Annotated in this window: 26 protein-coding genes; 13 read left to right on the plus strand and 13 right to left on the minus strand. The window is 63.7% G+C overall.

What is annotated here, in order from left to right; all coding sequences use genetic code 11:
* Nucleotides 1–26: 26 nt before the first annotated feature.
* The gene (gene rpoZ, locus GQ651_RS10985; RefSeq protein WP_160764302.1) at nucleotides 27–380 is read right to left on the minus strand and encodes a DNA-directed RNA polymerase subunit omega; all 354 of its coding nucleotides are present in this window, start codon (nucleotides 378–380) and stop codon (nucleotides 27–29) included.
* A 340-nt stretch (nucleotides 381–720) separates the two neighbouring features.
* On the opposite strand from rpoZ, the gene GQ651_RS10990 reads away from it, so the two are divergent.
* Nucleotides 721–1,284, plus strand: coding sequence for a LabA-like NYN domain-containing protein (locus GQ651_RS10990; protein WP_160764303.1), 564 nt, complete (start codon nucleotides 721–723; stop codon nucleotides 1,282–1,284).
* A gap of 76 nt (nucleotides 1,285–1,360) precedes the next feature.
* Here GQ651_RS10990 and GQ651_RS10995 read toward each other — a convergent pair whose 3' ends face one another.
* The gene (locus tag GQ651_RS10995) at nucleotides 1,361–1,828 is read right to left on the minus strand and encodes a c-type cytochrome (protein ID WP_160764304.1); all 468 of its coding nucleotides are present in this window, start codon (nucleotides 1,826–1,828) and stop codon (nucleotides 1,361–1,363) included.
* Nucleotides 1,829–1,938: 110 nt separating this feature from the next.
* Here GQ651_RS10995 and ispH point away from each other — a divergent pair, with 110 nt between their 5' ends.
* The 5 genes from ispH to rnhA all read left to right on the plus strand — a co-directional run bounded on the left by ispH (nucleotide 1,939) and on the right by rnhA (nucleotide 5,107).
* Complete coding sequence (gene ispH / locus GQ651_RS11000) at nucleotides 1,939–2,889, plus strand: 4-hydroxy-3-methylbut-2-enyl diphosphate reductase (RefSeq protein WP_160764305.1); 951 nt, start codon at nucleotides 1,939–1,941, stop codon at nucleotides 2,887–2,889.
* The gene (locus tag GQ651_RS11005; protein WP_160764306.1) at nucleotides 2,886–3,500 is read left to right on the plus strand and encodes a LysE family translocator; all 615 of its coding nucleotides are present in this window, start codon (nucleotides 2,886–2,888) and stop codon (nucleotides 3,498–3,500) included. The genes ispH and GQ651_RS11005 overlap by 4 nt, the downstream gene beginning before the upstream one ends.
* On the plus strand, nucleotides 3,497–3,940 hold the full coding sequence (locus tag GQ651_RS11010) for a DUF3429 domain-containing protein (RefSeq protein WP_160764307.1): 444 nt from the start codon (nucleotides 3,497–3,499) through the stop codon (nucleotides 3,938–3,940). Before GQ651_RS11005 ends, GQ651_RS11010 begins: the two co-directional genes overlap by 4 nt.
* A gap of 76 nt (nucleotides 3,941–4,016) precedes the next feature.
* Nucleotides 4,017–4,640: a glutathione S-transferase family protein gene (locus GQ651_RS11015; protein WP_227258145.1), complete on the plus strand. Its 624-nt coding sequence runs from the start codon at nucleotides 4,017–4,019 to the stop codon at nucleotides 4,638–4,640.
* Nucleotides 4,637–5,107, plus strand: a complete 471-nt coding sequence (rnhA, locus tag GQ651_RS11020) for a ribonuclease HI (RefSeq protein ID WP_160764308.1) — start codon at nucleotides 4,637–4,639, stop codon at nucleotides 5,105–5,107. The genes GQ651_RS11015 and rnhA overlap by 4 nt, the downstream gene beginning before the upstream one ends.
* On the opposite strand, the gene GQ651_RS11025 is transcribed toward rnhA, so the two are convergent.
* The 4 genes from GQ651_RS11025 to def (GQ651_RS11040) all read right to left on the minus strand — a co-directional run bounded on the left by GQ651_RS11025 (nucleotide 5,104) and on the right by def (GQ651_RS11040) (nucleotide 7,374).
* Nucleotides 5,104–5,361, minus strand: a complete 258-nt coding sequence (locus GQ651_RS11025) for a hypothetical protein (protein ID WP_160764309.1) — start codon at nucleotides 5,359–5,361, stop codon at nucleotides 5,104–5,106. The genes rnhA and GQ651_RS11025 overlap by 4 nt on opposite strands.
* Before the next feature lie 104 nt (nucleotides 5,362–5,465).
* Nucleotides 5,466–6,365 carry a methionyl-tRNA formyltransferase gene (gene fmt / locus GQ651_RS11030; RefSeq protein ID WP_160764310.1) on the minus strand — a complete coding sequence of 300 codons (900 nt, stop codon included), beginning with the start codon at nucleotides 6,363–6,365 and terminating at the stop codon, nucleotides 5,466–5,468.
* Nucleotides 6,362–6,856 (minus strand): peptide deformylase, encoded by a 495-nt coding sequence (gene def / locus GQ651_RS11035; protein ID WP_160764311.1) that lies wholly within the window; start codon nucleotides 6,854–6,856, stop codon nucleotides 6,362–6,364. Before def (GQ651_RS11035) ends, fmt begins: the two co-directional genes overlap by 4 nt.
* The gene (def, locus tag GQ651_RS11040) at nucleotides 6,853–7,374 is read right to left on the minus strand and encodes a peptide deformylase (RefSeq protein ID WP_160764312.1); all 522 of its coding nucleotides are present in this window, start codon (nucleotides 7,372–7,374) and stop codon (nucleotides 6,853–6,855) included. The genes def (GQ651_RS11035) and def (GQ651_RS11040) overlap by 4 nt, the downstream gene beginning before the upstream one ends.
* Before the next feature lie 104 nt (nucleotides 7,375–7,478).
* Here def (GQ651_RS11040) and GQ651_RS11045 point away from each other — a divergent pair, with 104 nt between their 5' ends.
* Nucleotides 7,479–8,654 (plus strand): MalY/PatB family protein, encoded by a 1,176-nt coding sequence (locus tag GQ651_RS11045; protein WP_160764313.1) that lies wholly within the window; start codon nucleotides 7,479–7,481, stop codon nucleotides 8,652–8,654.
* Nucleotides 8,655–8,660: 6 nt separating this feature from the next.
* On the opposite strand, the gene GQ651_RS11050 is transcribed toward GQ651_RS11045, so the two are convergent.
* From GQ651_RS11050 to GQ651_RS11060, 3 genes are all read right to left on the minus strand, one after another.
* Nucleotides 8,661–8,936 (minus strand): NfeD family protein, encoded by a 276-nt coding sequence (locus tag GQ651_RS11050; RefSeq protein WP_227258146.1) that lies wholly within the window; start codon nucleotides 8,934–8,936, stop codon nucleotides 8,661–8,663.
* Nucleotides 8,936–9,823: an SPFH domain-containing protein gene (locus GQ651_RS11055; RefSeq protein ID WP_160764314.1), complete on the minus strand. Its 888-nt coding sequence runs from the start codon at nucleotides 9,821–9,823 to the stop codon at nucleotides 8,936–8,938. The genes GQ651_RS11050 and GQ651_RS11055 overlap by 1 nt, the downstream gene beginning before the upstream one ends.
* A gap of 97 nt (nucleotides 9,824–9,920) precedes the next feature.
* On the minus strand, nucleotides 9,921–10,358 hold the full coding sequence (locus GQ651_RS11060; RefSeq protein ID WP_160764315.1) for an NUDIX domain-containing protein: 438 nt from the start codon (nucleotides 10,356–10,358) through the stop codon (nucleotides 9,921–9,923).
* 51 nt (nucleotides 10,359–10,409) lie between these two features.
* Between GQ651_RS11060 and GQ651_RS11065 the strand changes: the two genes are divergently transcribed.
* Nucleotides 10,410–11,663 (plus strand): DNA polymerase IV, encoded by a 1,254-nt coding sequence (locus tag GQ651_RS11065; RefSeq protein WP_160764316.1) that lies wholly within the window; start codon nucleotides 10,410–10,412, stop codon nucleotides 11,661–11,663.
* Here GQ651_RS11065 and GQ651_RS11070 read toward each other — a convergent pair.
* Entirely contained in the window at nucleotides 11,660–13,666 is a 2,007-nt protein-coding gene (locus tag GQ651_RS11070; protein WP_160764317.1) for a lytic transglycosylase domain-containing protein, read from the minus strand. The two genes, GQ651_RS11065 and GQ651_RS11070, sit on opposite strands and share 4 nt — an antisense overlap.
* A gap of 135 nt (nucleotides 13,667–13,801) precedes the next feature.
* On the opposite strand from GQ651_RS11070, the gene dapA reads away from it, so the two are divergent.
* Together dapA and GQ651_RS11080 are read left to right on the plus strand one after the other, a co-directional pair.
* Nucleotides 13,802–14,677, plus strand: coding sequence for a 4-hydroxy-tetrahydrodipicolinate synthase (gene dapA, locus GQ651_RS11075; RefSeq protein WP_160764318.1), 876 nt, complete (start codon nucleotides 13,802–13,804; stop codon nucleotides 14,675–14,677).
* Nucleotides 14,678–14,742: 65 nt separating this feature from the next.
* The gene (locus GQ651_RS11080) at nucleotides 14,743–15,573 is read left to right on the plus strand and encodes a DMT family transporter (RefSeq protein WP_406565457.1); all 831 of its coding nucleotides are present in this window, start codon (nucleotides 14,743–14,745) and stop codon (nucleotides 15,571–15,573) included.
* On the opposite strand, the gene GQ651_RS11085 is transcribed toward GQ651_RS11080, so the two are convergent.
* Complete coding sequence (locus GQ651_RS11085) at nucleotides 15,570–16,022, minus strand: ion channel (RefSeq protein WP_227258147.1); 453 nt, start codon at nucleotides 16,020–16,022, stop codon at nucleotides 15,570–15,572. The two genes, GQ651_RS11080 and GQ651_RS11085, sit on opposite strands and share 4 nt — an antisense overlap.
* A 60-nt stretch (nucleotides 16,023–16,082) precedes the next feature.
* On the opposite strand from GQ651_RS11085, the gene smpB reads away from it, so the two are divergent.
* Both smpB and GQ651_RS11095 read left to right on the plus strand, forming a co-directional pair.
* On the plus strand, nucleotides 16,083–16,556 hold the full coding sequence (smpB, locus tag GQ651_RS11090; protein WP_160764320.1) for an SsrA-binding protein SmpB: 474 nt from the start codon (nucleotides 16,083–16,085) through the stop codon (nucleotides 16,554–16,556).
* A gap of 47 nt (nucleotides 16,557–16,603) precedes the next feature.
* The gene (locus GQ651_RS11095; RefSeq protein WP_160764321.1) at nucleotides 16,604–17,407 is read left to right on the plus strand and encodes a heme-dependent oxidative N-demethylase family protein; all 804 of its coding nucleotides are present in this window, start codon (nucleotides 16,604–16,606) and stop codon (nucleotides 17,405–17,407) included.
* Here GQ651_RS11095 and GQ651_RS11100 read toward each other — a convergent pair.
* The gene (locus GQ651_RS11100; protein ID WP_160764322.1) at nucleotides 17,404–17,838 is read right to left on the minus strand and encodes a hypothetical protein; all 435 of its coding nucleotides are present in this window, start codon (nucleotides 17,836–17,838) and stop codon (nucleotides 17,404–17,406) included. The genes GQ651_RS11095 and GQ651_RS11100 overlap by 4 nt on opposite strands.
* A gap of 342 nt (nucleotides 17,839–18,180) precedes the next feature.
* Between GQ651_RS11100 and GQ651_RS18910 the strand changes: the two genes are divergently transcribed.
* Nucleotides 18,181–18,516: a YegP family protein gene (locus GQ651_RS18910; protein ID WP_319637406.1), complete on the plus strand. Its 336-nt coding sequence runs from the start codon at nucleotides 18,181–18,183 to the stop codon at nucleotides 18,514–18,516.
* A gap of 7 nt (nucleotides 18,517–18,523) precedes the next feature.
* Here the strand turns inward: GQ651_RS18910 and GQ651_RS11110 are convergent, their stop codons facing one another.
* Complete coding sequence (locus GQ651_RS11110) at nucleotides 18,524–19,744, minus strand: MFS transporter (protein ID WP_160764323.1); 1,221 nt, start codon at nucleotides 19,742–19,744, stop codon at nucleotides 18,524–18,526.
* Nucleotides 19,745–19,802: the final 58 nt, after the last annotated feature.

A 19,802-nucleotide genomic window follows, 5' to 3' on the forward strand; every position in this document is an offset into this window, starting at 1 on the left:
CCCCTGGCCAGCGCCGGGAACTGGCCTTAGCCCTGGCGCTGCGCTTCCATCAAGGCGCGGAGAAGCTTCTCCTCGCTCATGTCGTTGTCGGCAGGCTTGTCGGCCTCTGCCCCCATAAGAAGCGCCATGGCGTCTTCTTCCGGCTCGTCGACCTCGATCTGGGTCTGGTGCGACTCGATCATGCGTTCGCGCAGATCATCGGCCGACTGGGTCTCTTCGGCGATCTCACGCAGGCTGACGACAGGATTCTTGTCGTTGTCGCGGTCCACGGTCAGCGGCGCGCCTTCCGATATCTCGCGCGCACGATGGGCGGCAAGCATCACCAGCTCGAACCGGTTCGGAACCTTGTCAACGCAATCTTCAACCGTCACGCGGGCCATTGTGGACTCCATAGCTCATGGGATCAGGCTGCGTACCTATGCCGCCCAAGCCGGAAACACAAGTATATTCTTGGCTTTTCGTGCGCCTGTCACCCGTTGACGGATAGAGCGTCGACGGCGGGCGCGCAAACCCTCCAAGGCGCCGCCAATTCTGCGGTTTATCCCCTTAACTACCGCATAACGTGTTCAGATCTATACGAAAGGATATGCAAACCGTCCAAATAGATAGTTGCAACCATATGTATTTTTACGTTTAGGTCACTTAACGCTTCCGGCATGCCCACCACTCACACTCACGGACGCCTGCGTTTCGAAAAAATGAATTTTGGAAGGAGCCCGTATGTTCTACCGGGACGAAAGACTTGCGCTCTTCATTGATGGAGCAAATCTCTACGCTGCCGCCAAATCCCTCGGATTCGATATCGACTACAAGCTGCTGCGTCAGGAATTCATGCGCCGTGGCAAGTTGCTGCGCGCCTTCTACTATACCGCCCTTCTTGAAAACGACGAGTATTCGCCGATCCGGCCGCTCGTGGACTGGCTCCACTACAATGGCTTCGCCATGGTCACGAAGCCGGCCAAGGAATTCACCGACAGCCAGGGCCGCCGCAAGGTCAAGGGCAACATGGATATCGAGCTGACCGTCGACGCGATGGAGCTTGCCCCTCATGTCGACCATATCGTCCTTTTCTCGGGCGACGGCGATTTCCGCCCGCTCGTCGAGAGCCTTCAGCGCCAGGGCGTCCGGGTGTCCATCGTCTCGACGATCCGTTCGCAGCCACCGATGATCGCGGATGAGCTTCGTCGCCAGGCCGACAACTTCATCGAACTGGACGAGCTTCGCGAAGTCATCGGCCGCCCGCCGCGCGAACCCCGTGACGGTGACGACGGCGACGAGGACTGACGCCCAGGCGCGCCCGCCTCCTTCGCCTGTTCAAAATATCCTCGGGGCAGTTCGAGGGGGCAGACAGCCCCCTCGTTTACTGCTGACTGGCCTTGTAGGCCGCGTCCAGCTCGTTGTGCCGCTCGATGATCCGATCCGGCCAGGTGCTTTTGATATAGGCAAGCACCGCGCGGATTTCGTCGTCTGTCAGAATGTCGCCGAAGCCCGCCATATTCGACCGGTAGCCGCCGCCGACCACCGTCTCGGTTCCGTATTTGGTGATCTCGAAAAGCTGTTCCGTGGGATGGTGCCAGGTGTGACCGCTCGCATCGTGAGGAGGTGCGGGCAGGTAGCCGTCGGCATCCCGCTCGCGCCAGTTTTCCTCTCCTTCCAGCGCCGCCCCATGGCAGCTCGCGCAGTTCTCGGCATAGATCTCCGCCCCCATCGCGACGGTTTCTGCCGACAGGTGGGGTAACGACGAAGCATTGCCACCGGTTGCGAAAAATGCGCTCCCTGCCGCGACGGCGATCACGGCAAAAGCAGATACCAGAAATACAGGTTTCATTCCGTCTCCTTGCATACTCGCCGTGAGATAGTCTTTCCCCCCACTGGAAGGTCAAGCGGGTCTGGACGCTCGCCCTGCCATCCCATAGGTCTTGGGCTGGAGAAGCGCGAATGACAAAATCACCCCTTACCCTCTATCTTGCGGCCCCGCGCGGTTTCTGTGCGGGTGTCGACCGGGCGATCAAGATCGTCGAGATGGCACTCGAGAAATGGGGGCCGCCTGTCTATGTCCGGCACGAGATCGTCCATAACAAGTTCGTCGTGGACGGGCTGCGCGACAAGGGTGCGGTCTTTGTGGAAGAGCTGGACGACTGCCCTGATGACCGTCCGGTGATTTTCTCGGCGCATGGCGTGCCCAAGGCGGTCCCCGCCGAGGCCGCGCGCCGTGAAATGCTCTTTGTGGACGCGACCTGTCCGCTGGTGTCCAAGGTCCATATCGAGGCCGAGCGTCACCATGCCAACGGGCTTCAGATGGTGATGATCGGTCACGAGGGTCACCCCGAGACGCTGGGCACTATGGGCCAGCTTCCTGAGGGCGAGGTTATTCTGGTCGAGACGGTCGAGGATGTGGCAGGAGTCACCCCCCGCGATCCCGAAAAGCTGGCTTTCATCACGCAGACGACACTGTCGGTCGATGACACGGCCGATATCGTGGCCGCGCTTCAGGCACGGTTCCCGGCCATCGTGGGTCCGCATAAGGAAGACATCTGCTACGCCACCACCAACCGCCAGCAGGCGGTGAAAGAGGTGGCGCCGAAGATCGACGCACTTCTGGTGATCGGCGCGCCGAATTCCTCCAACTCGAAGCGACTGGTCGAGGTCGGCCGCGCCGCCGGATGCGCCTATGCGCAGCTGGTGCAGCGCGCGGACGATATCGACTGGCGCGCACTCGACGGGATCGGAGCGGTTGGCGTGACGGCAGGCGCTTCGGCACCCGAGATCCTGGTGAACGAGGTCATCGACGCCTTCCGCGCGCGATTCGACGTGTCCGTCGAAATCGTCGAAACGGCGGTCGAGCGTGTCGAGTTCAAGGTCCCGCGCGTTCTGAGAGAAACCGTATGATTACTCTCCAGTTCCTGATCACGGCCTTCGTCGTGGTCGTCGCGCCCGGCACGGGTGTGATTTATACCCTCGCGCTGGGTCTCGGGCAGGGAAGACGGGCGGCCATCGCGGCGGCATTCGGCTGCACATTCGGGATCGTGCCGCATCTTCTGGCGGCAATCCTTGGACTTGCGGCCGTTCTCCACACAAGCGCGGTTCTCTTCACCGTGGTGAAATTCGCGGGCGTGGCGTATCTGCTTTATCTCGCGTGGTCGGCGCTGTCTTCGGGTGGTGCGCTGTCGATCCAGCCGGACAGAAGCCGGGAGGCGGACTGGCGGATCGCGCGAAGGGGCGCGCTGATCAACATTCTGAACCCGAAGCTCTCGATCTTTTTTCTGGCGCTTTTGCCACCGTTTCTTTCGGGCGATCCGGTTCGCGCAACCGCCGAGATGGTTACTCTCGGCGCGGTCTTCATGGCACTGACCTTTGCGGTCTTCGTCGTCTACGGGGTCTTTGCCGCCGCAGCGCGCGACTATCTTCTGCAAAGCGCCACCGTCATGCGCTGGCTGAACCGGGGGTTCGCCGCGGTCTTTGCGGCTCTTGCCGGTCGGCTGGCGATGGAGCGCGCATGATCCCGCGCGCGCCGCTTTTTCTCGGACTTGCCGGGCTGATCCCGTTTCTCTGGGGAGCGCTCACTATGGTTCATGGCGGGCTGGCGTCATGGGGCGCCTCCAATCTCGGGCCGCGCTTCATCGCGCCCTTCGTGCTTTTGAATTACGGCACGATCATCCTGGCTTTCATGTCGGGGGTGCTCTGGGGGTTCGCGACCCGCGCCAGCGGGAGCAGGGCGGCGGTGGGCTATGCGCTTTCGGTGATCCCCGCGCTCTGGGTCTTCTTCATGGTGGGGGCGGGTCCGGCCTCATCTACCATCTACCTGATCGCGGGCTTCATTGGGCTTCTGGGGCTCGACTGGTCCTTCTGGCGTCAAGGTTTGGCACCGGAATGGTGGATGCGGCTGCGCATTTTGCTGACCGTGGTGGTTGTGGCCTGCCTGTCGCTTCTGGTTCTCTGATGCGCGCGAACTCTTCAGAAGAGTTCGCGTCAAAGCCTTTGAAAGGCTTTGGTTTGGCGCTTCTTACAGGTGTTTCATGACCGAATTGACGCTTTATTCGATGCCGTCTTCCGGCAACAGCTACAAGGTGCGCCTGTTGCTTGCGCATCTGGGCCTGCCCTATCGCCACGTGCCACTCGAATTCGAGAGCGAAGCGCTGGCCGAAGCGCACGCCTCTGGCATCCTGCCCTTCGGCAAGTTGCCGGTTCTCGAACTGGAGAACGGAAAGAAGCTGGCGGAATCCAACGCGATCCTCTGCTATCTGGCTGACGGCACCGACTGGATGCCCGCCGATCCCGTGACCCGCGCAGAGGCGCTGGGCTGGATGTTCTGGGAGCAGAACCAGCATGAGGGCGTGATCGCCGTCCGGGCGGCTTTACAGGTGTATGCGAGCCGGCGGCATCTTGCGACGCCCGAGCGCATGGCAAGCCTGCTGGATCGGGGGCACGACATCCTCGGCCAGATGGATGCTTATCTCTCCCGGCGGCAGTGGTTGGCAGGAGATGGGCCGAGCGTCGCGGATATCTCGCTATATGCCTACACGCATTCCGCCGGAACGAAGGGCGGTTTCGACCTTGGCCGTTTCGGGCATGTAGTGGCCTGGGTGGAGAGGGTTGCCGCGCTTCCGGGTCATATCGGGCTGTGGGATATCCCGGAATGAGTGCGCTTTTCGCCTATACCGACGGGGCCTGTTCGGGAAATCCCGGTCCGGGCGGCTGGGGCGTTCTCTTGCAGGCGCGGGACGGGGACCGCGTGCTGAAGGAGCGGAGCCTGTCTGGTGGCGAGGCGCATACCACGAACAACCGCATGGAGCTTCTGGCCGCGATCACGGCGCTCGAGACACTGGAGCGGCCGAGCCGGATCACGGTCATCACCGACTCGGCCTATGTGAAGAACGGTGTGACGAGCTGGATCCACGGCTGGAAGCGGAACGGCTGGCGGACGGCGGACAAGAAGCCGGTCAAGAACGACGATCTCTGGCAGCGTCTGGACGAAGCGACGGGGCGGCACGATGTGACCTGGGAATGGGTCAAGGGCCATGCCGGGCATCCCGAGAACGAGCGGGCGGATGAGTTGGCGCGCGAGGGGATGGCACCCTTCAAGCCCGCGAAGGGCGCGAAAGCCTAGCGGCGGCGCTTCCGGCGGCGGTCGATGGCTTCGGACGGGATCAGGATCAGCGCGCCGATGGCGCCGATGAGCGCGTCCCAGCCCGGCGCGCCAACCGAGAGGTGGAACATCACGCGGGCCATGAAGATCAGGATGACGCCTCCGAGTGCGATGATGATCGCCTGCAGGACGCCGTGATGGGTGAAGCCCCATTTTTCCGAGAGATAGGCGGCGATACCGCCAAGCACGAGCGATCCCCAGAATGAAAAGAACATGGTGCTAAGCCCTTTCGTGGTTTCGCCCGGCTTCGCCGGTCGATCCGCCGGGGTCGTTGCCCCCGGTTCCCCAGAGTATTTGGACCAAGAAGAAAGAGAAAGGGTCAGTCGAGTTGGTCGGGGAGTTGGAAACCCTTGAGGAGGTCTTCTGCCGGCATTGGCGCCTTGCCCTGTCGCTGTGCCAACGTGACCTGAACCGCGCCGTCGCCGCAGGCGATACGGAAACCACCTAAATGGGTGCCGGGCGCGCCGCTGCCGTCGGTCAGACGGGAGCGGAGGAGTTTCAGGCGTTCGTCGCCGGCCAGACACCAGGCGCCGGGGAAGGGCGAGAGGCCGCGAATTTGCCGATCGACCTCGGCGGCGGAACGCGACCAGTCGATACGGGCTTCGGCCTTGTCGATCTTTTCGGCATAGGTGACGCCGTCCTCGGATTGTGGAATCGCTGTCAGACTGTCGAGCCGCGCAAGGGCCTCGGCGATAAGGCGTGCGCCGATAGCGGACAGCCTGTCGTGGAGGTCGCCGGTGGTGTCTTCGGGACCGATGGGCGTGGCCTCTTCCAGAAGGACGGGGCCGGTGTCGAGCCCGGTCTCCATCTGCATGATGGCGACGCCGGTTTCCGCGTCGCCCGCCAGAACCGCGCGGTGGATCGGCGCTGCGCCGCGCCAGCGGGGCAAGAGCGAGGCGTGGATGTTGAGGCATCCGTGGCGGGGAGCGTCAAGGATGGCCTGAGGCAGGATCAGCCCGTAGGCGACCACCACGGCCACATCCGCGCCGAGCGCGGCGAAATCCGCCTGAGCCTCGTCGGTGCGGAGCGTCTTGGGATGGCGCACCTCTATGCCGAGCGCCTCGGCAGCAGCGTGAATGGGGGTCGGCCGGTCCTTCTTGCCGCGGCCTGCGGGGCGGGGCGGCTGGGTGTAGGCGGCGACGATCTCGTGGCCGGCCTCGCGGAGCGCCCGCAGGGCAGGGACAGAGAAGTCAGGCGTTCCCATGAAAACGACCTTCATCCGCGCGCCTTTCTGACTTTTCTGAGCAGCATGTCGCGCTTTGTCCGGCTGAGGCGGTCGAAGAACATGAGACCGTTCAGGTGGTCGATCTGATGCTGGACCGAGGTGGCCCAGAGCCCTTCGAAATCCTGCGCGATGCGCTTGCCCTGTTCATTGGTGAAGGCGACCTTGACGCGAGCGGGCCGCGTGACGCGGGCCGAGACGCCAGGCAGGTTGGGCGACGCCTCGTCCCAGTCGAAAGTGTCGTCCGAGGCCGAAACGATCTCGGGATCGGCCAGGCGCACGACCCGGCCCCGTTCCTCGGAACAATCGACCACGGCGGCCCGGAGCATGACCCCGATCTGCGGCGCGGCAAGGCCGTAGCCCGGCATCGCCTCCATCGTCTCAACCATGTCGGACCAGAGCGTCTCGATCTGTTCGGTGATTTCGCCCACCGGTTCGGCGGGCGTGCGCAGTTTCGCGTCCGGCCAGGGCACGAAGGGCCAGATCACGTCCGCGCCCGCTCGCGCTTCAGCTTCTGCATCTTGCGCGTGATCATCTGCCGCCTGAGCGGTTTCAGGTAGTCGATGAAGAGCTTGCCATCGAGGTGGTCGATCTCGTGCTGGACGCAGGTAGCCCAGAGACCGTCAAAGCGCTCGGACTGCGGGGTACCGTCAAGCGCGGTCCAGGTGACGTCCACGACCGCGGGGCGCTCGACCTCGGCATATTGATCGGGGATCGAGAGACAGCCTTCCTCGTAGGTGTTCATCTCGTCCGAAACCCACGTGATCTGGGGGTTGATCAGAACGAGAGGGCGGGGCGCTTCGTCCTCGCCCTTGACGCAATCCATCACGAGAAGCCGTTTGCCCACGCCCACCTGCGGTGCGGCAAGGCCGATGCCGGGGGCGTCGTACATGGTTTCCAGCATGTCATCGGCCAGCCGACGGATCGTATCGTCGACCTCGGCAACCGGATCCGCCACCGCTTTTAGGCGGGGATCGGGGTGGATAAGGATCTGTCTCAGGCTCATGGGGATGATCTAGGCGAAGGGATGCGAACCCGCAAGACACCTGCTCTTGCAGCGGCCCGGCGCGCTGGTAGGGTGCGCGCTCCGACAGTCGAGGACAGAAGTTAATGGGTTACGATTTCGATACGCCACTGCCTCTTCGCGGTGCGAATACATCCAAGTACGATAACATCGCGCGCGCGTATGGCACTGACGATCCGGACCTCATTCCGATGTGGGTTGCCGACATGGACTTTGCCGCTGCGCCCGCGATCCTTGCGGCACTCCGAGCCGAGGTCGAGCGCGGTTACATGGGTTACTTCGCCGACACCCGCCGGGCCGGTGCCGCTTTCGCCGAATGGGCCAGGTCCCGCTACGGTTGGGAGGTCGACCCGGACATCATCCGATACACCACCGGTGTGATGTCGGGCTTTGTCGATACGATCGAAATCTTCAGCGAGAAGGGCGACGGCGTCATCGTCTTTCCGCCCGCCTACCACGAGTTTGCACATCAGACGCAAGCGGTCGGCCGTACTGTTCTGGAAAGCCCGTTGAAGGTCGTGGATGGCCGCCATGAGATGGACCTTGACGCGCTTGAGCGTTCGCTGACCGGGAAAGAGCGCATCCTTACATTCTGTTCGCCGCATAATCCGGGTGGGCGCATCTGGACAGTAGACGAGATCCGGGCCGTTGCCGATTTCTGCAAGCGGCACGATCTGATCATGATTTCGGACGAGGTTCATATGGACCTGTCCTATCCAGGCACCAGACCGGTGCCGACGGCGGTTGCCGCGCCCGAGGTTCTGGACCGGCTTGTGGTCGTGACGGCGCCGTCCAAGGCGTTCAATATCGCGGGACTGAAGACCGGTATGCTGATCGTGCCGGACAGGGCGCTCCGCGCGCGGCTTGATCCGCTGTTGCGCGCGCGGTACGGGTCTCCCAACCGGCTGGGAATGGCCGCGCTGACCGCGGCCTATGCCGAAGGCGGTGACTGGTCGGATACTGCGCGGGCCTATATTGCGGATAATTTCGCGCTGTTCAGGGACCGTGTTGGCGCGCTTCCCGGTGTCAGCGTTCTGGACATGCGTGCGACCTACCTGTCCTGGGTCGATTTCACCGGGACCGGGATGGACAATGAAGAGCTGATGTCGCGCCTTCTGAACCAGGCCAAGGTCGTGCCGAGCCCCGGCCCGCAATTCGGCTCCGGAGGCTCGGGGCATATGCGCTTCAACGTCGCGCTACCGCGTCCGACGCTGGAAAAGGCGATAGCCGGGATCGAAGCCGCCTTCGCGGATTTGCAATAAGGTCTGCTAGTCCTCGTTGATGTCCCGGTCCCAGACTTTTACCTGACCGGGGCGCACGCCCACGACTTTGCGCACGACGATCCACGCCACAAGCGAGGCGATGGCAAAGACGATCAGCGTCAAAGGCAGAGATGTCGCCATGGAGGGCACCCCGAGCAGCAGGGCGATTCCGGTTACTGCTGCGCCAATCGCGAAGCCCAGGAAAATCTGCGCGGGCGCCAGAACCTCGACGAAGGCGAGCGCCAGCGCGGCGACCATCCAGACCCACCAGACGGACCACATCAGCGCCGCCCTCCGAGCATCTTGAATGCGTCACCAAAGGCTTCGAGCGCGTTGGCTGGCACGACCACCGTTGAAGATGACGGGCTGGCGCCGAGGGCGTTCAAAGCCTCGACCTGTTTCAGGGCCACCTGGTATTGCGCCGCCTCCAGACCGTTATCCGCGATGGCCTGCGCCACGACGCCGGTGGCGTAGGCTTCGGCGTCCGCCTGAACGCGGCGTGCCTTGGCTGCCTGTTCGGCGGCATAAAGCTCGGCATCGGCGTTGAGCTCGACCGCGCGTTTCTGGCCTTCTGCACGGGTGACCGCCGCGCGGCGTTCGCGCTCGGCGTTCAACTGCTGAAGCATTGCGTCGCGGGTCGCCTGATCGAGGTTCACGTCAAGAATCTCGGCCCGCGTAACCTCGATCCCCCAGTTGTCGACGGCTTCCTCAACCGCTTCCTTGATGGTCGAGATCAGTTGCGAGCGGTTGGCCTGCACCTCGTCCAGTTCCATCTTGCCGATTTCGGCGCGGACGATGCCGGCCACGGTTGTCGCGATGGCGGCGTCGATGTCACGGATACGGTAGACCGTCTTTTCGGGCTCGATGATCCGGTAGAAGACGCTGGTTTCGACCTGCACCAGCACGTTATCCGCCGTGATCGCGTCCTGACTGGCATTGGGAAGCTGCCGTTCGAGGATGGAAATTTCATGCGCTACCCGGTCTAGGAACGGGACGATGAAGTTGATGCCCGGTCCCAGAACGGTCCGAAGCCGCCCGAACCGCTCGACCACGTGCTTTTCGGACTGCGACACGATGCGCACGCCCTTGTAGACGCAGAGAATGATGAAGAGGGCGAAGAGGATCGTCGCGATCCCACCGCCGCCAAGCGTTGCTAAAATGTCTTCCATGAACCGTCTCGATCAATGCGCCCCGCGCGGACAGTTCCGAATGACAGGGGTCAGATCAACACATGTTTAAGTGCCCGGTCAAAGCCGCCGCCAAGTGTCACGCGGGTGACACGGCGCCTCGGATCGTGTCGCGACGGTTCAGATAGGCCCCGAGACGCGCCCGTTGCGTGGGAATGGCTCGGGCCTGCCGCATGTACCAGCCTAGCGGGGCCAGTGCCCATCGCTGACCTTCATCGCCGAAGCGGATATGGGCAGGGTCGAAATCGGGCCATTCGCAGACGAAGAACCAGACGGTGTTGGGCGGCGACGTGCTCTCGATCCCCCAGTGAAGCCTGTTTGGCGCAAGTGAGAGCCCCAGTTCCTCCTCTGTTTCTCTCAGGACAGTCTCCTCCGGTGTCTCGTTCCCTTCGCGGGCGCCGCCGGGCAGGTCCCAGTAGCCGGCCCAGGCCAAGCCGGGGATGTCGTCGCGCTGGATTGTGACGATGGCGTCGCCTGCAAGAATTGCCAGCTTGGCGCCATGAAAGGAAAGGGTCATATAGGACTTAACCTGTTCGGGTTTCGTTCCGCCTGATATATCTGGCCCATCATGCCTTCGCTTTGCCGGGATTGTCTGCACGTTTTCGACCGTGGCGCGCGCTGCCCCGCCTGCGCGCGTCCACGTATCATGTCTCATCCCGAGCTTTTCGACCTGTCGATCGCGCATATGGATTGCGATGCCTTCTACGCGTCCGTCGAAAAGCGCGATGACCCGACGCTCAGGGACAAACCCGTCATCATCGGCGGCGGACGGCGGGGCGTGGTTTCGACCGCCTGTTACATCGCGCGCATCCGGGGTGTCCGCTCGGCCATGCCGATGTTCAAGGCGCTTCAGCTTTGCCCCGATGCCGTCGTCGTGAAAGGGCGGATGGAGCGATACGTCGAGGTCAGTCGTCAGATCCGGGCGATGATGGATGACCTGACGCCGGTGGTCGAGCCGTTGTCGCTGGACGAGGCGTTCCTCGACCTGACCGGCACCGCACGGCTCCATGGCAAACCGCCTGCCGTGATGCTGGCCGGGCTGGTGCGGCGGATGGAGACGGAGCTGGGCGTGAGCGGGTCCATCGGCCTCAGCCACAACAAGTTTCTGGCCAAGGTGGCCTCGGACCTGGACAAGCCGCGCGGGTTTTCCGTGATCGGCCGTGCCGAAACGGTGGCGTTCCTGACGCCGCGACCGGTCAGCCTGATCTGGGGCGTGGGGCAACAGACGAAAGCGTCCCTCGAGAACGCTGGTATCCGAACCTTTGCCGACCTCCACCGGTGGGAGAAACAGGACCTGACCGCGCGGTTCGGCGGCATGGGCGAACGGCTCTGGCATCTCGCACGGGGCGAGGATTACCGGCAGGTCACGCGCAATGCGCCGGTCAAGTCGATCTCGCACGAGACGACATTCGGCGAAGATACGGCAAATGCCGATGTGCTGGACGGCCATATCTGGCGGTTGGCCGAGCATGTGGCTGACCGCGCCAAGGCGCGGGATATGGCGGGGCGCGTCGTGACGCTGAAACTGAAGCAGGCGAACCACAAGATCCTGACACGGCGGAGCAGTCTGGATTCACCCACCCAGATCGCGGATCGCATATACCGGACAGCGCGGGCGCTGTTTGATCAGGTGGGCGACAAGGGGCCATATCGGCTGATCGGCGTGGGCCTGTCCCATCTCGGGCCTGCCGATGGAGCTGACGTAAGCGGTGACCTTCTTGACCCGCAGGCCGGCAAGCGGGCCGAGGCCGAGCGTGCCACGGACCGAATTCGCGCCCGCTTCGGGCAGGACGCGATCATGAAGGGCCGGGCGCTGCGCTAGTCTGTCAGGATGGCTGGCCGCGCGCGCGGGCGGATCAGCTCGCCCTTGATCGCCTGCCGTTCGTGTCCGGGCATTGCGCGGAGCTCCTCCGAAAAGCGGATCGGCCCGACTTCACCCGTGAGGCGGGCGCGGTAGACGGGCAGGCTTTCGGTGACGCGCATCACGTAATTCCGCGTCTCGTTGAAGGGGATGTGTTCGATCCAGTCGATCATGTCCATCTGCCCGCGCCGGGGATCGCCACGCTCGGTCATCCAGCGGAAGGGTCGCCCCGGGCCGGCGTTATATCCGGCGGCCACCATGACCGGGTTACCGTCGAAAACCTCCATCAACTCGTCCAGATAGGCGGTGCCGATCCGGGCGTTGTAGACGGGGTCATTCAGGAGGCGGCGTCCGTCATAATCGATCTCCAACTCTGCGGCGACGGCACGCGCGGTGGCGGGCATGACCTGCATCAGGCCGCGCGCGCCCGCGCCACTGGTCACGACGGGATCGAACTCGCTTTCCCGCCGGGCGATGGCCAGCGCCAGTTCGCCCGGCACCGGAAGCTGTCCGATGTCGAGGTCCACCACCGGGAAATAAGCCGCCGGGATCACGCGACCGCGCTGAGCGCCCATCTTGGCAACCATCAGAGCCAGATGCGGCTCGCCCTCGCGGTCGAGATAGGCGCCGAGACTGCCAAGCTCGTCCTCGTTCAGGCTTTCGGCCAGATGGGTCAGGAACTGTTCTGCAAGATTGCGTTCGCCCGCCGCGATGAAAAGGCGTGCCGCCTCGAAGACCGAAGATTCCGCGAAGGAGGTCAGGCGCCAGTTCGGAAAGGTCTCGCGGCCCGTGAGCATCGGGTCGAGAGGGATGCCGGCCTTTTCGGCGGCCAGAAGACCGTAGAAGCTGGTTTGGTATTCGCCGCCGAACGCATAGGCCAGCCGTGCGTTTTCGACATCGCCCAGTGCCTCATGTGCACGGCCTTCCCAATAGCCCGCACGACCGAGCGAAATGGGTGAAGCGACCGATGCGCGGAACCGCCGGAAATGGTCGAGCGCGGTGTCGGCCCGGTTCAGGTAGGTCAGCGCGATGTATCCAGACAGCCATTCGAGGTCCGCAAAGGAGGACCCGTCGGCCAAGCCATGCGCGCTTGCCAGCCGATATGCGACATCTGCGCGCCCGGCCCGCATTTCTGTCCGGACGAAGGCACGGCGCCAACCGGCCCAGCTCTCCGCCTGGCCCAGTTCCGAGCCGTTACGTTCGAGCATCAGAGCGATCGCGTCGTCGTTACGCCCCTTGCGGGCGCGCCATTGCATCCGCTCGAAGGCAAGACCGGGATCGTCGGCAAGCGGTGCGGGCACTGCGTCGATCAGGGCGTCGACGCCGTCCGCATCCGCGCGGAGGGCCAGACGCGCCCGCGCCAGCGCGCGCTGCGCTTCGGGCACGCGGGGGTACATCCGTTCGGCCGCCTGCCGCGCGTTCCGCCAGAGCAGCATGTCCAGCCGTGCAATATGATGCGGCTGAAGCGCCTCGCCATAGCGGGCGAGGATGGCGCTTTCATCGGCCTCGGACAGGATCGCGGTCAGCCAGGCGCGGACCGCCTCGGCCTCGGCATCGGACGGCTGACCGAGCGCACGATAGGCTTCGATCAGCGCCAGTTCGCCTGCGCCGGTCTGGGGGGGCGTGTCCGCGAAAAAGGCCAGCACCTCTTCAGGGCGGGCGGCGATGGGCACGGCCTCTTCGCTTTCACGTCGCAAGAGCCTGAGGCCCGGCCAGTCGGCGCGCCGCTCGACAAAGCTCTGGACGGCGTCGAAGTCGCCAAGCCCTGCGCGAAGCCGGTGCCATTCGACCACATCGCGGGCGACCGCCCCGGCGCTTTCGCCCAGAATCAGCGCCTCGCGCCAGTCACCGGCGCGCAAACGGTCGAGCGAGCGCTCGAACAGATCCACCTCGGGCGAGGTTTGTGCGGCCGACATGCCGCTGAAAAGACAGAGGAAAAGGGCGCTTGCGAGGGCCTTGATCATGGATGCCGGTCCGTTCGTCATTCGCCCCTCAGCGGTAAGATAAAACCATTTTCATGTGATCTTGGCAATTCACCCGTCGGAAGATAGGTTCCGCGCGCCGCATTTCAGCGACCGTACGACCGAAAGGATAAGCGCATGCTAAAAGGTTCCATGCCAGCTCTCGTCACCCCGTTCCGGGACGGCAAACTGGACCTCGATACGCTTAAATCGCTGGTCGAGTGGCACATTGCCGAGGGGTCGAGCGCGATCGTACCCGTTGGCACGACAGGCGAAAGCCCCACGCTCAGCCATTCCGAGCACGAAACCGTGATCGAAGAAGTCGTGAAGGCTGTGGCGGGCCGGGTGCCGGTAATTGCGGGCGCGGGGTCGAACAACACGATCGAGGGTATCCGTCTTCTGCGGCATGCGGCCGAGGTGGGCGCGGATGCCGCGCTTGTCGTGACGCCCTATTACAACAAGCCGACCCAGGCCGGTCTTCTGGCGCATTATCGTGCGCTCCATGATGCCGCGGACATTCCGATCATCATCTACAATATTCCGGGCCGTTCTGTCATCGACATGACGCCAGAGACCATGGGCGAGCTGGCCAAGCTGCCCCGGATCATCGGCGTGAAGGACGCGACCGGCGACGTGACCCGCGTGTCCAAGCAGCGCCAGACCTGCGGCGCCGACTTTGTCCAGCTTTCGGGCGAGGATGCCTCGGCCCTCGGGTTCAACGCCCATGGCGGCGTCGGCTGCATCAGCGTGACTGCGAACGTCGCGCCCGGCCTTTGCGCCGAGTTCCAGGCGGCGACGCTGGCCGGGGACTATGCCAAGGCGCTGACCCTTCAGGACCGTCTGATGCCTTTGCATACCGCGATTTTCCTCGAACCGGGCCTTGCGGGCGCGAAATACGGGCTGTCGCTGCTCGGCAAGTGCAGCGAAGAGGTGCGTCTGCCGCTCGTCGGGCTGTCCGACAGCACCAAGGCGGCGATCCGTGACGCCATGGTCCACGCGGGGCTTTTGAACTGAGCCAGACCTTCGCCAGCGCGACGGGCCGCGAGAACCTTGTCGGCAGCCTCTGGATGGTGGCTGCCATGGCGGGGTTCGCGGTCGAGGACATGTTCCTGAAGTCTGCGGGGGTCAGCCTTCCGGCGGCGGAGGTCATGGTTCTGTTCGGTGCAGGCGGCGCGGCGGTTTTCGCGCTTCTCGCCCTGGCGCGCGGCGAGACCGTGTTTCCCCGCGCCGCCTTCGGGCGCACAATGGCGGTCCGGACTGCGTTCGAGGTCATGGGCCGCTTGTTCTACACGCTGGCCATCGTCCTGACGCCGCTCTCCTCTGCCACGGCCATCCTGCAGGCCACGCCCATCGTCGTGGTGGCCGGTGCGGCTCTGGTCTTTGGCGAACAGGTCGGTTGGCGGCGCTGGACTGCGATTTTGATCGGTTTGGCTGGGGTGATGATCATCCTGCGTCCCGGCGCCGAGAGCTTTACGCCGCTCTCCATCCTCGCTGTGCTGGGGCTTCTGGGCTTTGCCGGTCGCGACCTCGCCACGCGGGCCGCGCCCAAGGTGCTGGGAACGGCGGCGCTGGGCGTCTGGGGTTTTTTGAGCATCGTCGCAGCCGGGCTGATCTATCGTCTCTTCGAGGGCGTGCCTTTCGTCCTGCCGGCGGGCAGCGCAGGCGCCTACATGGCGCTTGCAGTGGTCTTCGGGGTCTCTGGCTATGCGTCCCTGACGCTGGCGATGCGGACGGGCGACGTCTCGGCGGTGACACCGTTCCGATATTCGCGCCTTCTCTTCGGGATCACACTTGGGGTCGTCGTCTTCGGCGAGACGCTGGACACGCCCACCATTGTGGGCAGCCTGATCGTTGTCCTGTCCGGTCTTTACATCCTCGCGCGCGGCAGACGCGCGGTGACCGCCAGCTAGTGACGGCCGCCTCGCTGGCGCAGCCTTGTATCGCGCAGGATCTCGACGAGGATCGCGGTCAGAAGCCCGAACATCAGCAGCCCGTTCGCAGCCGCCATGCCGCCCAGAAGGCGCCATTCCTGCGGTAGCAGGACGTCCCCGAAGCCGAGCGTCGTGAACGCAACCAGTGCGAAATAGACTGCCGCTTCCAGCGTGGCGAAGATCCCAAGCTCCAGCAGCGCGATGGCCCAGACCCAGACCGCGACGGTCATCATCATCAGGGTCCAGACCAGCGACAGGGCAAGTACGAACATCAGCCGCGGACCGTGAGGCGGGCGGATCGACCAGCCATGCATGCGGATCAGGACCGCCTCCAACGCCCACCAGGAAAGCGTTGCGATGATGATGGTGGCAAGCGTCAGAACGCTTCCGAGGGCAAGCTGGGTCAGCATGATCCCATGTTCCCGCATGCTTGGCCGGGGTCAAGTCCACTGGACAGGCAGCGCTTCAGCCCCTATCTGCCCCGGATCATGGCCAGCAAACCCGACAACCCGAATTACAAGGTGATCGCCGAGAACCGGCGCGCGCGTTTCGACTATACGATCGACCGCGATCTGGAATGCGGCATCCAGCTTATGGGCTCAGAAGTGAAGTCTCTTCGGACCGGGCAGTCGAATATCGCCGAGTCCTATGCCGAGGTGGACGGGACCGAGCTGTGGCTGGTGAACGCCTATATCGCGCCCTATGAGCAGGCGATGTTCGGGCACGAGGATCGTCGTCGGCGTAAGCTTCTGGCGTCGAAGAAAGAGATTTCAGATCTCTGGAACGCCACGCAGCGCAAGGGCATGACGCTTGTTCCGCTGGTGCTGTATTTCAACCATCGCGGCATCGCGAAGGTGAAGATCGGCGTGGCGAAGGGCAAGAGGGCACCGGACAAGCGCGAGACCGAAGCCAAACGCGACTGGAACCGTCAGAAGCAGCGTCTTTTGAAAGAGCACGGTTGAGGCCGCGGCCCATCGCCTTCGGGCTGGGGCGGCGCTAGAAGGCTCTTGTGGAAACACCTGTCCTCAACCGCTCTCTTGACGTAGCCCCCTGGCTCGACCCCGTCGCCTGGCGGCTTCCCGGCACATTCCCTCTCGACCCTGCAGACTGGCTTCGCGTCAGCGACGCTTTCGCAGGACAGATGGCGCTGCGGGATGGGTTGATCGCCGGTCGGCCAGCTGATGTCCACGCGATGCTGCCCGAAGCAGAAGAGGCGGCGGCGGAGTGTCTTGAGTTCGTGCTCGGGCATTGTGGGCAGACGCAGGGTTACGAGAAAACAGAGAGCACGGTTCTGAGACCGGACGGCATGCTCGTCCCGGTGGACCGGGCGCGGCCTCTGCTGACCATCGGTCGGCTCGTTCAGGAGGATGTCTGCATCCTTCAGCGCATCGTTGGTGACGAGCATGTGCTGACAGGTGCCATCCTCTGTTTTCCGGCAAGCTGGACACTGTCGGAAAAGATCGGGCGCCCGATGACGCGCATCCATCGCCCGGTGCGCGAGTATGGCGACACTGTCGCGCCCCGGGTGCAGCGTATGTTCGACAGGATGCGGCCCGAGACTCCGCTCTGGCGGGCCAACGCGCTTCTTTATGATCATCCGCGTCTCCACAGCCCCAAGGCCGAAGCGTCGGGCGAAAGGCACTTGTCGGATGAGGGGCGGTTTCTCCGCTCGGAGCGGCAGACGCTTCGGAAGCTGCCCAGGACCGGCGCAATCGTATTCGCGATCCATACGGTACTTGTGGAGATCGCCGATCTGACGGCGGAACAGCGGGCCACGCTGGAGCGCGTGACCCGAGGGCGTGAGACGCCTTAGAACATCGACAGAAGTTGCATCCCGCCCGGCGTCTGCGCCAGTGCCGTCGCCATGCCCGTCAGTGCAATGACATGGGCTGTGGTCCGCAGGTTCTCTCCACCGAGGATGTTGAACGCCAGGAGCGCAAGGCCGACGGGCAGGGCCATGACCATGACGATCATGTTCATCACATAGACCGTCGCACGTGCGGTGAAGTCCTTGTGCTCTTCACGTTCCTTGGGCGCGAAGACGTCTTCCATCGCCGAGCTATGGGTCAGGGAAATCGTGTCCGACGCGAAGATATGCGTTTTCGAGCGACGCAGCCGATCCTCGGGAGGCTCCAGCTCGGGAAGCGCGTCCTTGGGTTCCCACATCTCTTCATCTGCGGCGGAAAAAATGACCGGTTCGACACGTGAAATTCTGAGGCCTGCAATTCTGTGAATCTTGCTCATCGAATTCGCGCTTTCGCGCCCCCTCTCTCAAAGACCATGTGGTCACGATGCGCATGATGTGGCGGTCAATTGTGATGACTTTGCGGCACGATTGTGGTGAGCCGATCCAATTTGAGCGAATGGGCGTCAAGCTGCCAAGCTCTCCGACAATCTTGGAAACAAAGCGCCCAAATGACCAATGACTGTTTCCAGAAACTCGAAATCCGGCTCTGCGAGTCCCAAAAGCAACGCTTGCACGAAAGAATAGCCTTCGCAGAGCCCTCGGGTCTTGAAGACTTTGATTTTCTTAAAAGCTGCGGGATAACGGTCTCGCAAGTTGTTTCAACCCAGGGAGATCGTCCGGTGGCAGGCAAATTCGAGGTCTACAAGGACAAGGCAGGTGAGTTCCGGTTCCGTCTGAAGGCAGGGAACGGCCAGATCATTTTGGCGAGCGAAGGCTATAAGCGTAAGGCAAGCTGCATGAACGGCATCGAGTCCGTGCGCAAGAACAGCCAGATCGACGCGCGGTTCGACCGGACCGAGACGAAGGGCGGCAAGGCGCGCTTCAACCTCAAAGCGTCGAACGGCCAGGTGATCGGCACCAGCGAAAGCTACGAGAGCACGTCGGCACGCGACAACGGCATCGCCTCGGTGGCCAAGAACGCGCCGGACGCCAAGCTCGACGACCAGACGGCCTGACGCCGTTTCATGCGCGGCGGCCCGCCTGAGCCGCCGCTTCGGGCCCGACGGGAAGTTCCCCGGCGGGCTCTTTCGCTATGAAGGCTGTGGCGAGGGATGCGGCCGTGGCAGCCAGCATCAGACCAATCAGCGTGGCCGGGGTGGGCGACGCTTCGATGGTCAGGCCGGCAGCATAGGTCAGGACGCCACCCATCCCGACGACCAGCGCGCCGGCGATGCCGGAAGCAGTTCCGGCCAGCGCCGGCTCGATGGACATGGCACCCGTGTTGCTCCCCGGTATCGACAGGCCGTTCCCGAAACCGACAAAGATCGTCGCCCCGAACAGGAACAGAGGCGACGCAGGCTCGGCCATGGCGATCAGCAGACCCGCCAAGAGCCCGAGACAGGCCAGAGTCCGGCCAAGCCGCATCATCAGGGTAATCGGAAAACGCGCGCCGACCTGCCGGGTGATCGCGGCGCCTGCCATGAAACCCGCCGTGATGCTGCCGACGCCCATTCCCACCAGTGCCGAGGACAGGCCATAGCGTTCGGTCGCGACAAGCGGGACCGCCGAGACGAAAATGAAGAACGCACCGACCGAGAAGGCCGTGCAAAGGGCGAAGGCCCAGAATTGCACGCTCTTCAAAAGCCGCAACACGGGCGGGCGCGGCGCTTGGGAGGTGGTCCGGGGCCGCGTCTCACCCAGATCGATCCACGCGAGTACGAACAGCGCCAGGCCCAGGATGACATAGCTGCCGAAGATCGCCCTCCACCCGAGGAACTGGTCCAGCACGCCGCCAAGGGTCGGTCCGATCATGGGCGCCACGGCCATGACCATGCTGATCGTCCCCATTTTCGCTGTTGCCTCCCGTGCCGGCGTCGTGTCGCGGACCACGGCAAGCGATATCGCGTGGCCGACGCTGACCGCGCTCTGGAACATACGGAAGACAAGGAAGGTCACGACATCCTGCGCCAGAAGCGCGCCGAGGGATGCGAGGACAAAGATGATGATCGCCACAAGCATGACCGGCCGTCGCCCGAACCGATCCGAAAGTGCGCCTGCCATGAGCTGAATGAAGGCGGTCACGCCAAGATACCCGGCGACGGCGATGCTGATCGTGCCATAGTCGGTTCCCAGATCCTCGGCCACATGAGCGAGCGCGGGCAGGAACATGTTCAGCGACAGGGTCGCCATCGCGACGATCAGGATGAGCGTGCCGATATGCGGCGGAGTCTTGGCGCTTGTCATGTCAGGGGTCTCGGACGGGGCGCTCGGCCCCTCGTGCGAAGGATCAATGCTCGCAACC

This window comes from Kangsaoukella pontilimi (assembly GCF_009830125.1).
Taxonomy (GTDB): Bacteria; Pseudomonadota; Alphaproteobacteria; order Rhodobacterales; family Rhodobacteraceae; genus Kangsaoukella; species Kangsaoukella pontilimi.